The sequence below is a fragment of the Gracilibacillus sp. JCM 18860 genome, assembly GCF_055395245.1.
Genome location: NZ_AP043868.1, coordinates 114,558 through 131,547, shown reverse-complemented (window position 1 = coordinate 131,547; position 16,990 = coordinate 114,558). Strand labels below are relative to the sequence as shown.

Below are 16,990 nucleotides of genomic sequence, written 5' to 3'. Positions count from 1 at the left end.
GGAGTTTGAAATAATCACCTCGTTTATTTTATCATAAATTTAAAAATTATGTGTACTTTATCGTTCCGTGCAGATAATCGCACTATATCATGTTATAATAGAGGCCAATATCGTGAGAGAAAGGTTATCTTATAATGAAGCGTCGTACTTTTATAAAAAGATTACTCGCAGGTATCGTATCAATCTTCGGTTTGGGTGGAGGAACCTATTATTATGCCCGCGAGATGGAACCAAAAATGTTAGAAGTTCATCGTATAGCAATAGAATCTAGTAAAATCCCAAACAATTTTGATTCTTTAAAAATACTACAATTTTCAGATACACATATCGGATTTCATTATACAGTGGAGCAATTACAAAAATTAGTACAGAAAATAAATGCATTAAATCCTGATATTATTACCTTTACTGGTGATCTAGTGGACAATCCACAAACCTATAAATGGAATAACGATATACCAAATATATTAAATCAATTATCCGCTAGACACGGAAAGTTCTGGGTTTATGGTAACCATGATCATGGAGGCTATGGTACAGATATTGTGAAACAAACGTTTGATCAAGCAGATTTTCAATTGTTATTAAATAATAACCATATCATCGAAAGAAATGGTGAAAAAATCATGATTGCAGGTTTAGATGATTTAATATTTGGTAAACCAGATTTAGATAAAACCTTACAAACATCATCTAATCCAGATTTCACTATACTATTGGCACACGAACCAGACATTGCTGATAGAGTAAAGGACTATCCGGTTGATGTCCAAATTTCGGGACATAGCCATGGTGGACAAGTACAACTACCATTTTTCGGCTATATTTATACCCCTTATTTAGCTGAGAAATATGTAGAAGGGAGTTATCAAATTGGTGTAAAGCCACTTCAATTATTTGTCAGTCGAGGGATCGGAACAACCAGATTGCCTTATCGATTTTTTTGCAAGCCAGAAATAACATTATATGAACTTAGAAAGGTTGAATAAAGTGAATAAAAATTACCGTTTATTATTATTGCTTATATCACTCGTCACATTATTAACAGCTTGTGGGAATAAATATGAAGGAGATTTTTCGTTTGAAATAGAGGATTTCACCTACACAAATCAAGATGGGGAAGAATTTTCGAAAAGTGATTTAGAAGGAGAATTTTGGGTAGCGAGTATGATCTTTACGAATTGTAATACAGTCTGTCCACCAATGACTTCTAATATGGTAAGATTACAAGGAATGCTAGCAGATGCTAATATAGATGCACAGCTTGTATCATTCTCTGTTGATCCTGAGGTAGACACACCGGAATTGTTGAAGCAATATGCAGCAGAAAGAGGTGCAAGCTTCGACAATTGGAACCTCTTAACAGGCTATACTTATGAGGAAATTAAAGAGTTTGTTAAAAAATCTTTTAAAGCCCCACTAGAAAAACTAGAGGACGATCAATATATGCATACAACTAGATTTTACATTGTTACACCAGAAGGAAATGCAATAAAAGCATATGACGGTTCCAAGGCTGCGAATATGGAAAAAATAGTTGAAGATATCCAAGCAATGAATTAAAGTATTGGTAGAAGCACATTGTGCTTCTACTTTTTACTTGATGAAAGGAAGTGAACTAATGATGACAAATCATACTGAGCAGATAGGACAAGCCCTCTTCGTTGTTAATCGTCATGCGAAAACTGCGATCGATCCTTCCTTCTTATATCAACTGAAAAAGGAAACAATGAATAAGCTTTTAAAGGAACAAAAAGCCGTAAAAGTAGGCTTACATTTTTCGAATAACCCAAAAAATAGTAAACAACATTCCGTCATGCTTATAAAAGTTGGGGATTACTACTTTCACTTACCTCCTTCCAAGGAGGATATGAAACAACTTGAACATTTAGGTAAACTAGATGAATCCTATCGTAATCCAAGACCGAATCTTTCTTTAAATAAAGCTAAAAATATTTTAGCACATTATATAAACAGGAAAATTCCTAAAAATAAGGTTAAACCTACCTCTGCATTCCATCGTTCTCCTATATCCAACCATTCACGTTTCTTTCATAAGAAATAATAGGAAGGTAATTGGTCAGCAGAAACTCATCTTTTCCAGCATAGTAAGCCCTACTCCTAGGTGTGTATGAGTTAATGATGCTATCTTTTTGTTGACCTTGTCACTAAAGAAATTGGCACAACGTAAGAATTCCTATATTTAGTCTTTTTTAAGTAAAGCCACACTTCTGCGAATTGCTATATAGATGGAGAAAGCAACAATTGTATATATCAAGTACTCCTTTTCTATCATAACTGGAAGTCTTTGCAAGATGAAGACACTTAGAATAATCGCAATAAAAAAGGAAAGGAACAATTCCCATTCTAGCGCGATTAATAATCGTATAATAGGTTTGATAACTAGATAGATAATGAGAATAAATAAAAATACAGTTAAGAAAATGAATAATTCCTTTCTCATTGTTAAAAAAATAAAATCACTTATACGAACAAATTGATTCCAAATAGTTTCCCACATTTTTTCTCTCCTCTTTCATTTATGATAAAATATCAGACAATACTATTCGCATTATTTCCAAATTATTATTTTTATATAAGGAATGATCGAATCTATGGAGGTTTGGAAATGGAACATAGAATCAACAATGAGGTAAAGTCAATAGAAATCTCAGGTATAAGAAAATTTTTTAATCTAGTTAATGACTATGATAATATGGTATCTTTGACAATCGGGCAACCAGATTTTCCTACACCCGAGCATATTAAAAAAATGACGATAGAGGCCATACATCGTAATCATACAACATATACCCATAATGCGGGAATATTATCTCTCAGAACTGCAATATCTAACTATGTTAAAGAAAGATATCAACTTGATTATCACCCAGAAGAGGAGATTTTAGTTACGGTGGGAGCATCAGAAGCGATTGCCGCCACACTAAAAACGATTCTGGATCAAGGAGATGAGGTTATCTTGCCTGGACCAGTTTACCCAGGATATGAACCGTTGATCACACTTAATGGTGCCAAGGCAGTTTATGTAGATACACGACAAAGTAAGTTTAAATTAACAGCTGAATTGATCGAGCCTATGATCACTAGCAGAACAAAAGCAATATTAATACCCTATCCGTCTAATCCTACTGGTGTAACTTTGTCTGAAGAAGAACTGAAGGCTATAGCTTCATTACTCGATGATAAAGACATATTCCTTATTGCAGATGAAATCTATAGTGAATTAATTTACGAAAAGGATCATTTCTCGATTGGAAGATGTAGGAAAATCAAGGATAAAACAATTATAATTAACGGAGTATCTAAATCACATTCCATGACAGGTTTTCGTATTGGTTATATTTTAGGTCCTGCTTGGTTAATTCAACATATCCTAAAGGTCCATCAATACTATGTTTCGTGCGCAACATCAGTTAGCCAATATGCCGCCTTAGAAGCATTAACAAATGGCAAAAATGATGCAGAAGTTATGCGTGATGCATACCGAGAAAGAAGAGATTTTGTCTATAAGAGGTTAGTGGAAATGGGTATCTCTACTTATTTACCCGACGGAGGATTTTATTATTTTATTCCTCTATCATCGAGTTCTAAGTCTTCATTAGAGATCGCTCTAGAGCTCGTGGAAAAAGAGAGATTAGCACTCGTTCCTGGAAGTGCCTTTTCAAAATATGGGGAAGGATATTTAAGATTATCCTATGCCTATGATTTGGATACACTAAAAAAAGGTTTAAATAGATTAGAGCAATTTTTAATAGATTTTTAATAAAGCTAATGAAAGAACTTAAATATTAAGTCACAAGTGAAAGAAAGGTATGTGCCTTATACAAGGTATGATTCCTTTCTTTCACTTATTTTCATTCCTGTCGTTTTCGTCTGCAGCTTTCTTTTGTTTTTTACTTTCATAAATATTTAATAACTGATCAAGTTCCTGACTTATTCCTAACGATTCCTCGCTTGTTATCCCTTTTTTTAGAGCAACATCGGTCATTTGCTTTCTAAGTCTTTCAATTTTGTACATTAAGGATTGATTAGACATAGTACCGTGTTACCCCCAAACCATTATCCATTATTTTTTAGCTCCTTACAGAAAACGTTAAGCGATTTTGATTATCCCAAAAATTAGAACAATTGTAAAGATAAGCGCAAAAATAGACAAAGAAGGATAAAATTCATGATAGAAAAATCCACATTTCCATTTTTTTCGACATTTTTCATTTTTTTCAATCATGGAACAAAAAAATAACTACTCCCCCAAATAGAAAGTAGTTACCTCCTCTACCATTATACACGGTCGAAAATACTAAAGCCCATCAATGCAATAAGTAATATTATAGAGACTATACCAAAAATTTCACCCATGCTTAACACTCCTTATTTCGTTCATTTCTTTCCTATATTATACCGAATATTTTATAATTAACAAGTGAACATTTCGTCAACTAACAATACGGGCGAATATTAGTATTCGTCTATTCATGATATAATATAGCTAGATATTACAGAAAGTGAGCGATTCCCATGGCATTTTGTCCATATTGTGGAAAGAAAGTACAACAAGACGAAAATTATTGTGCAAGTTGTGGAGAATCTCTTCCCCATGATTTACTTGATCGTGCTCCCAAGCGAAAAATAGCCAAAAGATTGATTTTTATTCCTATATTGGTCACTTCTTTATGCTGTTGTTTTTTATTAGCGCTCTTTGCTTTTTATCAATATAACGAAGGTAAGGCTAAAACCTTATTTTCACAAGCGGAAGAGATGACTTTAATTGGAGACTACGAGCAAGCAAGCCAATTATTAGAAGAATCCATCCAAGTGAAGGATAATTTCCCTGCAGCAAAAACTGCACTTCAATTTTTTAACAAGGTTTCCATTATTCAGGATAACTTTAAACAAGTAGAACAATTCAATCAAGACAATAAATATGACCAATCTTTAACCTTATTAAAACAAACGGAAAATGTCATGAGAAATTATACTGGTAGTTTAGTAGATCAATTAACAACTAAAACGAATGATCTAAGGACAGATACGATGACTCAACAAATTGCTTATCATTTAAGTAATGATCCAGATATGGAGGATTTGAAAGCAATTATTTGGAAAGTGGATGGTATGGAGCATGATCGGGCCAAACAATTAGCAGAAACCGCTCGCCAAAACCTATCCTCTATAACGTACCAAAAAGCAACTTTATTACTAAAGGAAAAACAATTTAATCAGGCTATATCATTAATCGATGACACTTTAACGTATGTAGATTCTTCTAAGCAATTAGAAAGCTTAAAGACTACGATTAATAAAGAAAAAACTGTATTTGAAACAGCACAACAAGAAAGGTTAGAACAAGCGATGAGCTTGGTAGAGGAGGAGAAAGAATTAAACCAGAATAATGCACTAAAAGAAATAGATTCAACTATTGACATACAAGGAGAAAAGGTAATGATCAAAGGCGAGTTGAAAAGTGTTGCAACCATACCTATTCACTCTATAAAAGTAGCGTATTCTCTTTACTCAGAAGACGAGAAAAAAATATTATCCAATGAAGTTTTTTTGATTCCAGACACCTTGTATCCACAAGAAATTGGTCAGTTTGAATTCAGCCATTTCGATATTGAGAAACAGTATTTAAAAGACAAGCTTTCTCTAAAAATCGAAGAGATAACATGGTATCTTAACTAACCTTGGAGGAACACTATGAAAAATAAAACAAATCGATTAACTTTAATAATATCCTTCCTCATCTTACTAGCAACGATTGCAGTAGCAGTATTCTGGATTATTAATCGCAATGGAGAACCTTTACAAGTAGAAAATAATTTAGTAACAAATGTTTCTAGTGAAAATAACCACACTAATCTAAAATCCATTATTCATAATGCTCAAAAAGCAATTGTACAAATCCAAACGAATAGTGGTGTGAGTCAGAAAACAGGCTCAGGATTCATCTTTAATTCTAAAGGGGATATCGTAACAAATGCACATGTTGTAGAAGATGCCGATAGTATTATCGTAAGTCTCTCTAATACGCAAAAATACCCCGCGGCCTTAGTAGCCATTGGAGAAAAAGAAGATATTGCCATCATCCGTGTTCCTGAGCTAAAATATCTAGATCCACTACCATATGAAGAAGATTATCAAGCTGAAATTGGTGATGAGATCATTGCAATTGGGAGTCCAGTAGGAATTCAGAATACTGTATCGCTTGGATTAATTGTTGGGACTGACCGATCTTTTACAATTGAGCAGTTTCAGTATGACCATGTCTATCAAATCTCAGCTAATATTACTCATGGCAATAGTGGTGGGCCATTGATTCTCCGAAAAAACGGTAAGGTGATTGGAATTAATTCTGCCGGAATAGATGACACAGATATTGGTTTTAGTATTCCGATGAATAACGTTTTTAAGCAATTAAAAGATTGGACTGAATCCGTGGATGAGGAGAAATTAGATTACCAAATGCCAACTACTGCTACGATCAATCAAGAAAAATTTAAAGAGGATGCCAAGTATATTACGGAGTATTTCTTCGATAGTATTAACCTTAGAGATTATATTAATGCCTATACGTTACTTGATAGTGATTTACAATCCAAAGTAACTTACACGAAATTTAGGGAAGCATTCTCACCTATTGTTAAATTAAATGTAAATGAAGTACTTATAGAAGACCGAAATGAAGAACAATTGAAAATTGTGGCAAAATTAGAAATCACTACAAGAGATAAATCATATAATGAGAAGAAAGAAACTCATGACTATCCCTTAATAATTGGTCTTGAAAATGATCAAATAAAGATCTTAAAATATGGCGAGGATAGGTAAAGTTAATTAAAAAGAGATCCCATTTATTCAAATAGGATCTCTTTTTCTGTTTTGATATTAATCCATTTTCCTTCCATCATAAACTGGGTGTGAATATACAGTCGATGGCTTCCTTTTTCCAAATTTTCTAAGTGTAAGGGTTCTAATGGATTATATTGATTTCCTGGCCTTAACACCATGTTGCGATGGCTTCCTGTGAAGACAGCATTGTCCTTATCTATTGTAATTTGTGTTAATGGGGTACGGTGCTTTATTTCGACCATTTCATCTCCGATATATTCCAATGATCTCAGCACTTGAAATCCATCTTCCGTATCTTCCACTCGAATATGTATAATAAAATCCTGATATTGTTCTTTTATTTGTACCGTTTCTACTAATGATGCCTCAGAGCCTCTTATCAAAAAAATCGTAATGATCAATCCAATAGCAATAAATAAAATAATGACGATTAGAGGTTTCTTCTTCACTTCGTCACCCCTCCCCCAAACTTTCCTACATATATTGACGAATTTCGATGTTAAAAAGTTTCATTTTATTTGCAAAAATTGGATTATTTCATATCTATTCACATTATTAAAGTTTTTCTCATCAAAAAATAATGCATATTTTTATCAAATTATTGCAAGATATTGAAGAGTTAAAAATCTTGCCATAACTATTTTGGATTGGAAGGAAGTAAGCTAATGCATTATGTTAAATTTCTCATAATCCTAGTCTTAGTAAGTCCTTTATTTGTGAGCTGTAATACTAATGATCAGCATACAGAACAGAACGATACCAACATGGATGAAACCAAACAATTGTCTACATCCGATCAATTACAACCATATGAAATTCCTCCTGTTGCTCAACAAGTTCTTGATGAAAATGCAGATGTCATTCATCAATATAAGGCCGTTTCCCTTGAAAAAGATCTCTTTATTGCCATAGAGGTGAAGAGCCTACGCCAAGGAAAGGAACAAGACATTGCTAAAAAAATCCAAAAGCAAATACAGGATAAATTAAAAGGAAAAAAAGTAAACGTGACATCTGATCAAAAGTTTTTTATCGAAATCTCTAAAACACAGGAAAATGGTATGAACGATAAAGAGAAACTGAAAAAAAAGCTAAAAAAATGGAAAAAATTAATAAAGGATAAAGCATAATGGTGGTGAAAAAATGAGTAATGACCCTATTTATCAATCACAGGAAAAGAATGCAGAACCAAAGCGACCTATTTTTAAAAATTGTTTAAAAGCTTTTCTGATTGGTGGTCTCATCTGTGTTATCGGACAAGCAATTTCCACCTTTTACATGTATTACTTTGACTTCACTGAGCAAACAGTTGGAAACCCAACAACCGCTACATTAATTTTTATAACGATGTTGTTGACTGGCTTTGGGGTTTATGATCGTATTGCTCAATTAGCAGGGGCAGGGACGGCTGTACCTGTTACAGGATTTGGTAATGCGGTCATCTCGGCAGCTATCGAGCACCGAACAGAAGGATTCGTGCAAGGTGTCGGAGGTAATATGTTTAAACTTGCAGGTTCTGTTATTCTGTTCGGAGTATTCTCCGCCTTCCTTGTCGCACTGATTAAAACAATTTTTTCTTATTTGGGAGGGTCTTAAATGTTACAAGGTAAAGCAACTTGGAATTTTCAAAACCCTGCCACCATTATTTCAAATGGTACAGTGGGAGGCCCATTTGAAAAGCAAGGAAATATTAACAAGGATTTTGATTCCTTTTTTAGTGATCAATGGATGAAAGAAAAATCCTTTGAACAAGCACACCGTCTCTTAATCGAAGAAGCCAGTGATATTGCCTTAAAAAAAGCAAATTTGAAAACATCGGATATTCATTTTTTTCTCCATGGTGATTTGATTAACCAAATTACTCCGACTAGCTTTGCAGCGAGGTCTTTAGAAATACCTTATATAGGCTTGTTTAGTGCATGTGCAACCTCAATGGAAGGTTTGGCACTATCCGCACTACTAACTAGTGGAGGATATGCGGAAAAGGTTTTAACAGGCGCTGCTAGTCACAATTCTGCAGTAGAAAAGCAATTTCGCTATCCTACCGAATATGGTTCTCAAAAACCAGATACTTCCCAATGGACGGTTACAGGTGCTGGTGTGGCCATTGTAGCAAGTAAAGGTGAAGGACCAAAAATTACGTCTGCCACAATTGGCAAGGTTGTAGACAAAGGCTTAACAGATCCATTTAATATGGGGGGAGCCATGGCTCCTGCGGCCTTCGATACCATTTCTCAACACTTACAGGATCGAAATATAGATATTAATTACTATGATTACATTTTAACAGGGGACTTAGCAAAAATCGGCAGACGGGTGTGCCTAGACTTATTGAAGGAAAATAACTTTCAAGTAGTAGAGGAAAAATTCATTGATTGCGGATTAACTATATATAATAAGGATCAGCCAGTTTTTGCTGGAGCAAGTGGACCTGCATGCTCTGCGATCGTCACCTACGGCCATTTCTTGAAAAAGTTAAGGAATAAAGAGTGCAATCGCATCTTAGTAGTGGCGACTGGTGCACTCTTATCCCCGCTAACCGTACAACAAAAACAGTCAATCCCGTGTATTGCACATGCTGTATCCATTGAAAATAATTAGAAACAGAATGCCATCAGTTAGAGCATTATCCAACTGATGGTTAAGAAAAACTTCATGATGGAAAGTAGAGGTGATCATTAAGCATGGTATTTCTCTGGTCATTTATTGTTGGAGGTCTTATATGTGTGATTGGTCAATTATTATTTGATGTTGCTAAATTAACACCTGGTCATACATTAAGCTTATTAGTAGTAGCTGGAGCCATTTTAGATGGTTTTGGTCTTTATGAACCTTTAATTGATTTTGCAGGAGCTGGTGCGACAGTCCCTATCACAAGCTTTGGTAATTCATTAGTTCATGGAGCATTAGAAGAGGTAGAGAAGCATGGAATTATTGGGGTCGTTACAGGAATGTTTGAAGTGACAAGTGCTGGTATTTCTGCTGCTATTATTTTTGGTATGATCGGTGCTATCTTCTTTAAACCAAAAGGATAACCCTCCCCTTCCGTTACTTTTGGGGAGGGTTATCCTAAGAATTGTTACTCAAATGTAATCGCAATTTTACCAAGCTGCTTCTGCTTATCTAAATAAGCAAATGCTTGATCGATTTCTTTAAAAGGAAATGACTTATCCAATAATGGTCTAATCTGATGCTTTTCGATAAAATTTAGCATTTCTCTTAATTCATCCCTAGAACCCATCGTGGAACCAATTAATTGGTATTGACCATAAAAAAATTCACGCAAATTTAAAGTCATTTTATCTTCCGTTGAAGATCCGAATGTTACGATACGTCCACCTTTCTTAAGTACGTTTAATGAACGATTAAAGGTTGCGCCACCAATACTTTCTATCACAAGATCTATCTCTTCCTTCTCGAGTAATTTCTCCCAATCATCATCGGTTAACAAAGCACGATCAAAGCCTAGTACTTCCGCTTCCTTCAACTTATTTTTATCCCGTGAAGTCGTAATCACTCTTGAACCTATTGCTTTTGCTAATTGAATAATAAAGGAATTTACCCCACTCCCAACACCTGGGATAAACAGCGTTTGTCCTGGTTTTATTTCACCTTGGGTAAACAACGCTCGAAATCCTGTTATACCTGAAAGACATAGTACCCCCGCTTCTTCCCATGTTAAATAGTTAGGCTTAGGCTCTGCGAAATCTTCAGAGATGATAATATATTCTGCAAAAGTACCAGAAAAAGGAGCTCCAACGATTTCAAATTCTGCGGGTGGGGCTGCACTCTTTTCATACCAATTTAAGCTTGGATTAATCATTACTTCATCGCCAACCTGAAATCGTGTAACTTCTGTCCCAATCTGATCCACGATGCCTGCCCCATCAGAGCCCAATATGTAAGCATCTGTGTTATTGGCAAACCTTTCTTTGATCATTAAATCTCGATGATTAAGTCCAGCACTTGTTAGTTTAATTTTAATTTGTTTATTTCCAAGTCTTGGATTGTTAACTGAAATAAATTGATAGCTACCATTTTTCACTACATATGCTTTCATTTCATCACTCCATTTCTGTATGCAAAATTTGTTTATTATCTAGACTGTCCTTTAATAATTTTTGCATCTCCCCTATTCCTCTTGTTCCCAATAGTGGAAATTCTATCTTGTTGGCATAAGAAAAAGCCTGATTGATGATTGGCTGATATTTCTTTCCGGTCAATACAACGATATGTTGATAATTTTCTAAACCTTTCCTCTTCAGTTGTTCTTTAAGCGTATCCACACTTACCACACTTCTATGATTAAGGTGAAATGTTAAATCATAATTACCTGGAACCATATCTGTTGGTAATAAGAAACCATGTTTAGCAGAGAGCGTCACCCAGCAGTCAAAATGTCTCTTTGCATAACGCATACATAAATTGTGAAATGTTCCGATATAAGCATTCTCTGCCATTATTGCCCCTAGGTTCGGATGTTTATCCCAAATTTTTCTTTTTCCACAAGGAATAATACATAATGCATCCATTTATAGCCCCCTCCTCCCTTTCATTATAATGGAAGAACAGATCATACCCAAGCTATATCCTCGTTTGTTTTCATTCTGCAATTATTTTTCTGTTTTCATATCTTGTATTGTTTTGATTAAAAAATAGGCAAAAAAATTTCATAGTAGAATTTGTGATGAATAATGGATTGTAATCGCTTACTAACAGAGTGTTAATTTTGAAAAGTCAGAAAATTATTAAAAAACGGTTGACCAAACGCTCAAATGGTTGTATTATTGTCGTCAATCAGATATTTATCAAATGTACTTTTTATACAAAAATCCATGGACAGGATAGTATGTTTCGTATAGTATAGAAGATAATGATTATCATATAGAAAACGATGAAGGGAATAAAAGTGAAGGAAATTGTATTTCTAGAGAGCCAAGGTTGCTGGAAGCTTGGTAATACACCCTACACTGACTACTCATCCCTGAGTGTTAAACTGAAAAGTATGGAGCTTAGTAGGTTTAGCCAGGTGTGAACGCACCTGTTACCAAAATGAAGCTATTTGTTTAGCTTCATAAGGCAATATTTGTAAGAATATTGTGAAGCAGGGTGGTACCGTGAAAAGAAGGCCTTTTCTCCCTTGTTTATTTGTTAGTAATTTTAGCAATGAACAAGATAGAAATAGGCCTTTTTTTAATATACTTTCGTTTGATGTTATGATGATGAATTATGCGATTCAAGGTAATTTATAGGAGGGATTAAAATGGAAAGAACACAAAGCCATACAGAAGAGGCAAAAATAACTAATGAGCCAAAAACAGGTGCCGATCTACTCGTGGAATCATTAATTAACGAGGGTGTAGATACTTTATTCGGTTATCCAGGAGGTGCCGTTTTACCTATCTTTGATGCCCTATATAAAGCAAAGGGAAGTTTTCATCAAATTTTAGCAAGACATGAACAAGGGTCCATCCATGCTGCTGAAGGTTATGCACGTGTTTCCGGAAAACCAGGAGTTGTCATTGCAACTTCAGGACCCGGGGCTACTAACCTAGTCACCGGTATTGCGGATGCGATGATTGACTCCCTCCCACTTGTTGTAATTACAGGGCAAGTAGCTCAAGGAGTTATCGGAACGGATGCTTTTCAAGAGGCAGATGTAATGGGCATTACAACTCCTATAACGAAACATAATTATCAGGTAAGGGATATTGCTGATCTACCTAGAATCGTAAAAGAAGCTTTTCATATTGCGACAACTGGTAGACAAGGACCTGTTCTAATCGATATACCAAAAGACATTTCTGCTAACGTCATTTCGGATAATATTACATTAGATGTGGAATTAGATTTGCCTGGATATCAACCAACAACCAAACCGAACCCACTCCAAATCAAAAAATTAGCAGAAGCAATTGGAAAAGCAAAAAAACCGATTATTTTAACTGGAGCAGGAGTACTATTTGCCAAAGCATCTAGGGAAATAAAGGAATTTGCTGAAAGCTATTCCCTACCAGTTACTTCTACCCTATTGGGTTTGGGAGCTTTCCCTGGTGATCACCCATTATTTATCGGGATGGCTGGAATGCATGGAACATACACAGCAAATACTGCTCTATATGAATGTGATCTATTAATTAATATTGGTGCAAGATTTGATGATCGTCTAACAGGAAATTTAGCCTCTTTTGCACCAAATGCAACAATTGCTCATATTGATATTGATCCTGTTGAAATTGGTAAGAATGTACCAACACAGATTCCTATCGTTGGAGATGCAAAAGAAGCGTTAAAAAAATTATTGGAGCACGCCATCGAGAAACCAGAGCACGAGAATTGGTTAGTAAGAATTCACGAAAACTTGGAAAATTATCCATTATGGTACAACAACCTTGAAACAGAAATGAATGGCCAATGGGTCATTAAGAAAATCCATGAAGCAACTGATGGAAAAGCCATCGTTACAACTGATGTTGGGCAACATCAAATGTGGACTGCTCAATATTATAAATTCAATACACCTGATCGTTGGGTATCATCTGGTGGACTTGGAACAATGGGCTTTGGCTTTCCATCCGCAATTGGAGCTCAATTAGCCAAGCCGAATGATACGGTTGTAGCCATTGTAGGTGATGGTGGTTTTCAAATGACCTTGCAAGAGCTTTCTATCCTTCAGGAACGTGGTTTACCTGTTAAAGTAATCATTGTAAATAATCAAGCATTAGGAATGGTAAGACAATGGCAGGAAGCTTTTTACTCTGAACGTTATTCGGAGTCCATCTTCAATATTCAACCAGATTTTGTTAAATTAGCAGAATCCTATAATATCAAAGGGATGAAACTAACAACACAAGAAGAATTTTTAAATGCATTGCCTGAAATATTCGATTATGAAGGTCCTGTAGTAGTGGATGCACGTGTCATTCAGCAAGAAAATGTTTTTCCTATGATTCCTACAGGCAAAGGATTAAACGAAATGATTGGGGTGAAACCATGAAACGAATCATAACAGCAACCGTCAGAAATCGCAGTGGTGTATTAAATCGTGTAACAAGTCTTCTACAACGACGTCAATTTAATATTGAAAGCATATCTGTTGGAAGAACGGAAACAGAAGGAATGTCCAAAATGACATTTGTTGTAGATGTAGAGGATTTTCAAAAGCTAGAGCAGGTGACGAAACAATTAAATAAGCAAATTGATGTCATTAAAGTGTCTGATATTACCGATAAGGCCATTGTTGCTCGCGAGCTTGCCCTCATTAAAATCGTTAGTAACAGCCAGTTGCGTGCGGAAATTCAAGGTATTATTGAACCATTCCGCGCATCCATAATTGATGTAAGTAAAGACAGTCTATCGATCCAAGTAACAGGGAAACCGGATAAGGTAGAAGCTTTAATTGAGCTCCTACGTCCATATGGAATCAAAGAACTAGCCAGAACAGGCTTAACCGCTTTTGTTCGTGGTCAACAACCAAACATACAGGATGGTACTGTGCAATCCCTATTAGGATAGTAATAATATAAAAATTATTATATAAAAAAATAAATCAAATTGAGAGGATGTAATTTTCATGACAAAAGTACTTTATAACAACAATATTAACGAAGAGGTATTACAATCTAAAAAAATCGCGATCATTGGCTATGGTTCTCAAGGTCATGCCCATGCTTTGAACCTAAAAGAAAGTGGATTTAATGTAGTAGTAGGACTTAGAAAAGGTAAGTCTTGGGATAAAGCAGTGGAAGATGGTGTAGAAGTTAAAACAGTAGCAGAAGCTTCAAAAGAGGCAGATGTGATTATGATTCTACTTCCTGATGAAAACCAACCTTCTATTTATAAAGAAAGTATTGAACCAAACTTAGAAGCTGGTAATGCACTAGTATTTGCCCATGGATTTAATATTCACTTTAATCAAATCGTTCCACCGAGTGATGTGGATGTATTCTTAGTAGCACCTAAAGGACCTGGTCATTTAGTACGTAGAACTTACGAAGAAGGTGCTGGTGTTCCTGCACTTTATGGAATTTTCCAGGATGCTACTGGTCAAGCTAAAAACGTTGCGTTAGCATATGCTAAAGGCATTGGTGCTGGTCGCGCTGGTATTCTAGAAACTTCATTCCAGGAAGAAACAGAAACAGATCTATTTGGTGAGCAAGCGGTACTTTGTGGCGGAACTTCCGCATTGGTTAAAGCAGGTTTCGAAACATTAGTAGAAGCTGGATACCAACCAGAAGTCGCTTATTTTGAATGTTTACATGAGTTAAAATTAATCGTTGACCTTATGTATGAAGGTGGATTAGAAAACATGCGTCACTCTATTTCTGACACTGCTGAATGGGGAGATTTCATGTCAGGTCCACGTGTTGTAGATGAAGGTACGAAAGCACGTATGAAAGAAGTATTATCAGATATTCAAACAGGTAAATTTGCTCAAGGCTGGATTTTAGAAAACCAAGCAAACCGCCCTCGTTATACAGCAATTAAGCGAGCGGAAAGTGAACATACAATTGAGAAAGTAGGTAGAGAGCTACGTGAATTAATGCCATTTGTAAAGCAAAAGGCGATTAATAAAAAGGAAGTGGTCTCTAATGACGCAAATTAAGATTTTTGATACAACACTTCGCGATGGTGAACAATCGCCTGGTGTCAATCTTAATCAGCTAGAGAAACTAGAGCTTGCCAAGCAATTAGAACGCCTTGGAGTAGATGTGATGGAAGCAGGATTTCCTGCTTCCTCCCAAGGTGATTTTGACTCAGTCAAACAGATTGCCGAATCTGTTAAAAACGTATCTGTAGCAGGATTAGCTCGTGCTGTTAAGTCAGATATTGACGCATGTAGAGAAGCATTGAAAAATGCTGCCAATCCTAGACTTCACGTTTTTATTGCCACCTCCCCTATTCATATGGAATATAAATTAAAAAAGACTCCTGATGAAGTAATCGATACCGCTGTCGAAATGGTGAAATACGGAAAACAATTCTTCGATCATGTTGAATGGTCGGCTGAGGATGCTTCACGTTCAGACCTAGATTTTTTAGCAAAAATTATTGAAAAAGTTATTGATGCTGGTGCTACAGTCATTAATTTACCAGACACGGTTGGCTATACAATGCCTCGTGAATATGGGGCGATGTTTCGTTACATGAAAGAAAATGTCCCAAATATCGACAAAGCAGATCTATCCTGCCACTGTCATGATGACCTTGGAATGGCACTTGCAAATTCCTTTGCTGCAGTAGAAAATGGTGCAACACAGGTAGAAGGAACGATTAATGGAATCGGGGAACGTGCTGGGAATGCTTCTTTAGAAGAATTTGGTGTTGCATTAAATATTCGAAATGATTATTATCCTTATCATACTAATTTAGTGTTAAAAGAAATTAAACGTACAAGCGACATGGTAAGCAAATTTACAGGTATGACAGTGCCAGGTAATAAAGCGATTGTTGGACGTAATGCTTTTGCTCATGAATCAGGTATTCATCAAGATGGTGTCTTGAAAAATGCGCAAACATATGAAATTATCACACCAGAATTAGTTGGTGTCCAATCCAACAACCTTGTGTTAGGGAAACACTCTGGGCGACATGCCTTTACAGATAAAATTAAGCAGCTTGGCTTCACTCTATCCGATGATAAGCTGAAAGAAGCATTTGTTGCCTTTAAATCATTAACAGACCGAAAAAAGGAAGTAACAGATGATGACCTATTTGCCATCCTAACAGATATTCAAACAGATACATCTAATGTTAAAAGATATACATTAGTAGATTTTAAGGTACAATATGGTTCTTCTGATAAGCCAAATGCTACTGTAACATTAAATACACCTAAAAATGATCAACAACTAACGGATTCAGATACCGGGCAAGGTAGCGTCGAAGCGCTTTATAACACATTAGACAAAATCATTTATGAGGATACTCAACTAACCGATTTTCAATTGAACTCAATTGGTAAAGGAAGAGATGCCTTGGCAGAAGTCCACGTTAGCCTAACCGTAGATGGTATAGCAGTAAGTGGACGTGGTTCTGCACAAGATGTATTAGAAGCAGCTGTTCAAGCATATTTGAATGGTGTCAATAGAGCAATCTATCAAGTAAAAGCAATCTAGGATAG

General features: G+C 35.6%; 19 protein-coding genes. 14 read left to right on the top strand and 5 right to left on the bottom strand.

Annotated features, from left to right (window positions below):
* Positions 1-134: 134 nt before the first annotated feature.
* The 3 genes from ACZ5R4_RS00705 to ACZ5R4_RS00695 all read left to right on the top strand — a co-directional run bounded on the left by ACZ5R4_RS00705 (position 135) and on the right by ACZ5R4_RS00695 (position 2,065).
* A complete protein-coding gene (locus tag ACZ5R4_RS00705; protein ID WP_054859584.1) occupies positions 135-989 on the top strand; it encodes a metallophosphoesterase in 855 nt (284 codons plus the stop codon).
* A 1-nt stretch (position 990) separates the two neighbouring features.
* A complete protein-coding gene (locus tag ACZ5R4_RS00700) occupies positions 991-1,563 on the top strand; it encodes an SCO family protein (RefSeq protein ID WP_245902314.1) in 573 nt (190 codons plus the stop codon).
* A 61-nt stretch (positions 1,564-1,624) separates the two neighbouring features.
* Entirely contained in the window at positions 1,625-2,065 is a 441-nt protein-coding gene (locus ACZ5R4_RS00695; RefSeq protein WP_054859702.1) for a YkyB family protein, read from the top strand.
* Between the two features lie 138 nt (positions 2,066-2,203).
* Here ACZ5R4_RS00695 and ACZ5R4_RS00690 read toward each other — a convergent pair whose 3' ends face one another.
* Complete coding sequence (locus ACZ5R4_RS00690; RefSeq protein ID WP_054859586.1) at positions 2,204-2,521, bottom strand: hypothetical protein; 318 nt, start codon at positions 2,519-2,521, stop codon at positions 2,204-2,206.
* 108 nt (positions 2,522-2,629) lie between these two features.
* Here ACZ5R4_RS00690 and ACZ5R4_RS00685 point away from each other — a divergent pair, with 108 nt between their 5' ends.
* A complete protein-coding gene (locus ACZ5R4_RS00685; RefSeq protein WP_109984533.1) occupies positions 2,630-3,784 on the top strand; it encodes an aminotransferase A in 1,155 nt (384 codons plus the stop codon).
* 81 nt (positions 3,785-3,865) lie between these two features.
* Here the strand turns inward: ACZ5R4_RS00685 and ACZ5R4_RS00680 are convergent, their stop codons facing one another.
* Positions 3,866-4,057, bottom strand: coding sequence for an aspartyl-phosphate phosphatase Spo0E family protein (locus tag ACZ5R4_RS00680; RefSeq protein WP_054859587.1), 192 nt, complete (start codon positions 4,055-4,057; stop codon positions 3,866-3,868).
* Positions 4,058-4,539: 482 nt separating this feature from the next.
* Between ACZ5R4_RS00680 and ACZ5R4_RS00675 the strand changes: the two genes are divergently transcribed.
* Together ACZ5R4_RS00675 and ACZ5R4_RS00670 are read left to right on the top strand one after the other, a co-directional pair.
* Complete coding sequence (locus ACZ5R4_RS00675) at positions 4,540-5,703, top strand: zinc-ribbon domain-containing protein (protein WP_054859588.1); 1,164 nt, start codon at positions 4,540-4,542, stop codon at positions 5,701-5,703.
* A gap of 15 nt (positions 5,704-5,718) precedes the next feature.
* On the top strand, positions 5,719-6,849 hold the full coding sequence (locus tag ACZ5R4_RS00670) for a S1C family serine protease (protein WP_464367965.1): 1,131 nt from the start codon (positions 5,719-5,721) through the stop codon (positions 6,847-6,849).
* 23 nt (positions 6,850-6,872) lie between these two features.
* Here ACZ5R4_RS00670 and ACZ5R4_RS00665 read toward each other — a convergent pair whose 3' ends face one another.
* On the bottom strand, positions 6,873-7,319 hold the full coding sequence (locus ACZ5R4_RS00665; RefSeq protein WP_054788624.1) for a hypothetical protein: 447 nt from the start codon (positions 7,317-7,319) through the stop codon (positions 6,873-6,875).
* A 216-nt stretch (positions 7,320-7,535) separates the two neighbouring features.
* Between ACZ5R4_RS00665 and ACZ5R4_RS00660 the strand changes: the two genes are divergently transcribed.
* From ACZ5R4_RS00660 to spoVAE, 4 genes are all read left to right on the top strand, one after another.
* Positions 7,536-7,997, top strand: a complete 462-nt coding sequence (locus tag ACZ5R4_RS00660) for a hypothetical protein (RefSeq protein WP_464367964.1) — start codon at positions 7,536-7,538, stop codon at positions 7,995-7,997.
* 13 nt (positions 7,998-8,010) lie between these two features.
* Positions 8,011-8,463, top strand: coding sequence for a stage V sporulation protein AC (gene spoVAC, locus ACZ5R4_RS00655; protein WP_464367963.1), 453 nt, complete (start codon positions 8,011-8,013; stop codon positions 8,461-8,463).
* On the top strand, positions 8,464-9,468 hold the full coding sequence (spoVAD, locus tag ACZ5R4_RS00650) for a stage V sporulation protein AD (RefSeq protein ID WP_109984537.1): 1,005 nt from the start codon (positions 8,464-8,466) through the stop codon (positions 9,466-9,468).
* An 83-nt stretch (positions 9,469-9,551) separates the two neighbouring features.
* Positions 9,552-9,902, top strand: a complete 351-nt coding sequence (spoVAE, locus tag ACZ5R4_RS00645) for a stage V sporulation protein AE (RefSeq protein WP_054788621.1) — start codon at positions 9,552-9,554, stop codon at positions 9,900-9,902.
* A 44-nt stretch (positions 9,903-9,946) separates the two neighbouring features.
* Here the strand turns inward: spoVAE and ACZ5R4_RS00640 are convergent, their stop codons facing one another.
* Positions 9,947-10,927 (bottom strand): zinc-binding dehydrogenase, encoded by a 981-nt coding sequence (locus tag ACZ5R4_RS00640; protein WP_464367962.1) that lies wholly within the window; start codon positions 10,925-10,927, stop codon positions 9,947-9,949.
* A 4-nt stretch (positions 10,928-10,931) separates the two neighbouring features.
* A complete protein-coding gene (locus ACZ5R4_RS00635) occupies positions 10,932-11,399 on the bottom strand; it encodes a DUF6884 domain-containing protein (RefSeq protein ID WP_054788620.1) in 468 nt (155 codons plus the stop codon).
* 731 nt (positions 11,400-12,130) lie between these two features.
* Between ACZ5R4_RS00635 and ilvB the strand changes: the two genes are divergently transcribed.
* From ilvB to ACZ5R4_RS00615, 4 genes are read left to right on the top strand one after another with little or no spacing between them, the layout of a single operon-like run.
* Positions 12,131-13,864: a biosynthetic-type acetolactate synthase large subunit gene (gene ilvB, locus ACZ5R4_RS00630; RefSeq protein ID WP_109984539.1), complete on the top strand. Its 1,734-nt coding sequence runs from the start codon at positions 12,131-12,133 to the stop codon at positions 13,862-13,864.
* Complete coding sequence (gene ilvN, locus ACZ5R4_RS00625; protein WP_054788619.1) at positions 13,861-14,382, top strand: acetolactate synthase small subunit; 522 nt, start codon at positions 13,861-13,863, stop codon at positions 14,380-14,382. Before ilvB ends, ilvN begins: the two co-directional genes overlap by 4 nt.
* Before the next feature lie 58 nt (positions 14,383-14,440).
* A complete protein-coding gene (ilvC, locus tag ACZ5R4_RS00620) occupies positions 14,441-15,472 on the top strand; it encodes a ketol-acid reductoisomerase (protein ID WP_109984540.1) in 1,032 nt (343 codons plus the stop codon).
* Positions 15,459-16,985 (top strand): 2-isopropylmalate synthase, encoded by a 1,527-nt coding sequence (locus ACZ5R4_RS00615; protein ID WP_109984541.1) that lies wholly within the window; start codon positions 15,459-15,461, stop codon positions 16,983-16,985. The genes ilvC and ACZ5R4_RS00615 overlap by 14 nt, the downstream gene beginning before the upstream one ends.
* The last annotated feature ends 5 nt before the right edge of the window (positions 16,986-16,990 follow it).

Coding starts and splice junctions, on each gene's coding strand:
- ACZ5R4_RS00660 (WP_464367964.1), top strand. CDS start 7,536: ATGCATTATGTTAAATTTCTCATAATCCTAGTCTTAGTAAGTCCTTTA.
- ACZ5R4_RS00705 (WP_054859584.1), top strand. CDS start 135: ATGAAGCGTCGTACTTTTATAAAAAGATTACTCGCAGGTATCGTATCA.
- ilvB (WP_109984539.1), top strand. CDS start 12,131: ATGGAAAGAACACAAAGCCATACAGAAGAGGCAAAAATAACTAATGAG.
- ACZ5R4_RS00675 (WP_054859588.1), top strand. CDS start 4,540: ATGGCATTTTGTCCATATTGTGGAAAGAAAGTACAACAAGACGAAAAT.
- ACZ5R4_RS00690 (WP_054859586.1), bottom strand. CDS start 2,521: ATGTGGGAAACTATTTGGAATCAATTTGTTCGTATAAGTGATTTTATT.
- spoVAE (WP_054788621.1), top strand. CDS start 9,552: ATGGTATTTCTCTGGTCATTTATTGTTGGAGGTCTTATATGTGTGATT.
- spoVAD (WP_109984537.1), top strand. CDS start 8,464: ATGTTACAAGGTAAAGCAACTTGGAATTTTCAAAACCCTGCCACCATT.
- ilvC (WP_109984540.1), top strand. CDS start 14,441: ATGACAAAAGTACTTTATAACAACAATATTAACGAAGAGGTATTACAA.
- ACZ5R4_RS00635 (WP_054788620.1), bottom strand. CDS start 11,399: ATGGATGCATTATGTATTATTCCTTGTGGAAAAAGAAAAATTTGGGAT.
- ACZ5R4_RS00615 (WP_109984541.1), top strand. CDS start 15,459: ATGACGCAAATTAAGATTTTTGATACAACACTTCGCGATGGTGAACAA.
- ilvN (WP_054788619.1), top strand. CDS start 13,861: ATGAAACGAATCATAACAGCAACCGTCAGAAATCGCAGTGGTGTATTA.
- ACZ5R4_RS00670 (WP_464367965.1), top strand. CDS start 5,719: ATGAAAAATAAAACAAATCGATTAACTTTAATAATATCCTTCCTCATC.
- ACZ5R4_RS00685 (WP_109984533.1), top strand. CDS start 2,630: ATGGAACATAGAATCAACAATGAGGTAAAGTCAATAGAAATCTCAGGT.
- ACZ5R4_RS00695 (WP_054859702.1), top strand. CDS start 1,625: ATGACAAATCATACTGAGCAGATAGGACAAGCCCTCTTCGTTGTTAAT.
- spoVAC (WP_464367963.1), top strand. CDS start 8,011: ATGAGTAATGACCCTATTTATCAATCACAGGAAAAGAATGCAGAACCA.
- ACZ5R4_RS00640 (WP_464367962.1), bottom strand. CDS start 10,927: ATGAAAGCATATGTAGTGAAAAATGGTAGCTATCAATTTATTTCAGTT.
- ACZ5R4_RS00680 (WP_054859587.1), bottom strand. CDS start 4,057: ATGTCTAATCAATCCTTAATGTACAAAATTGAAAGACTTAGAAAGCAA.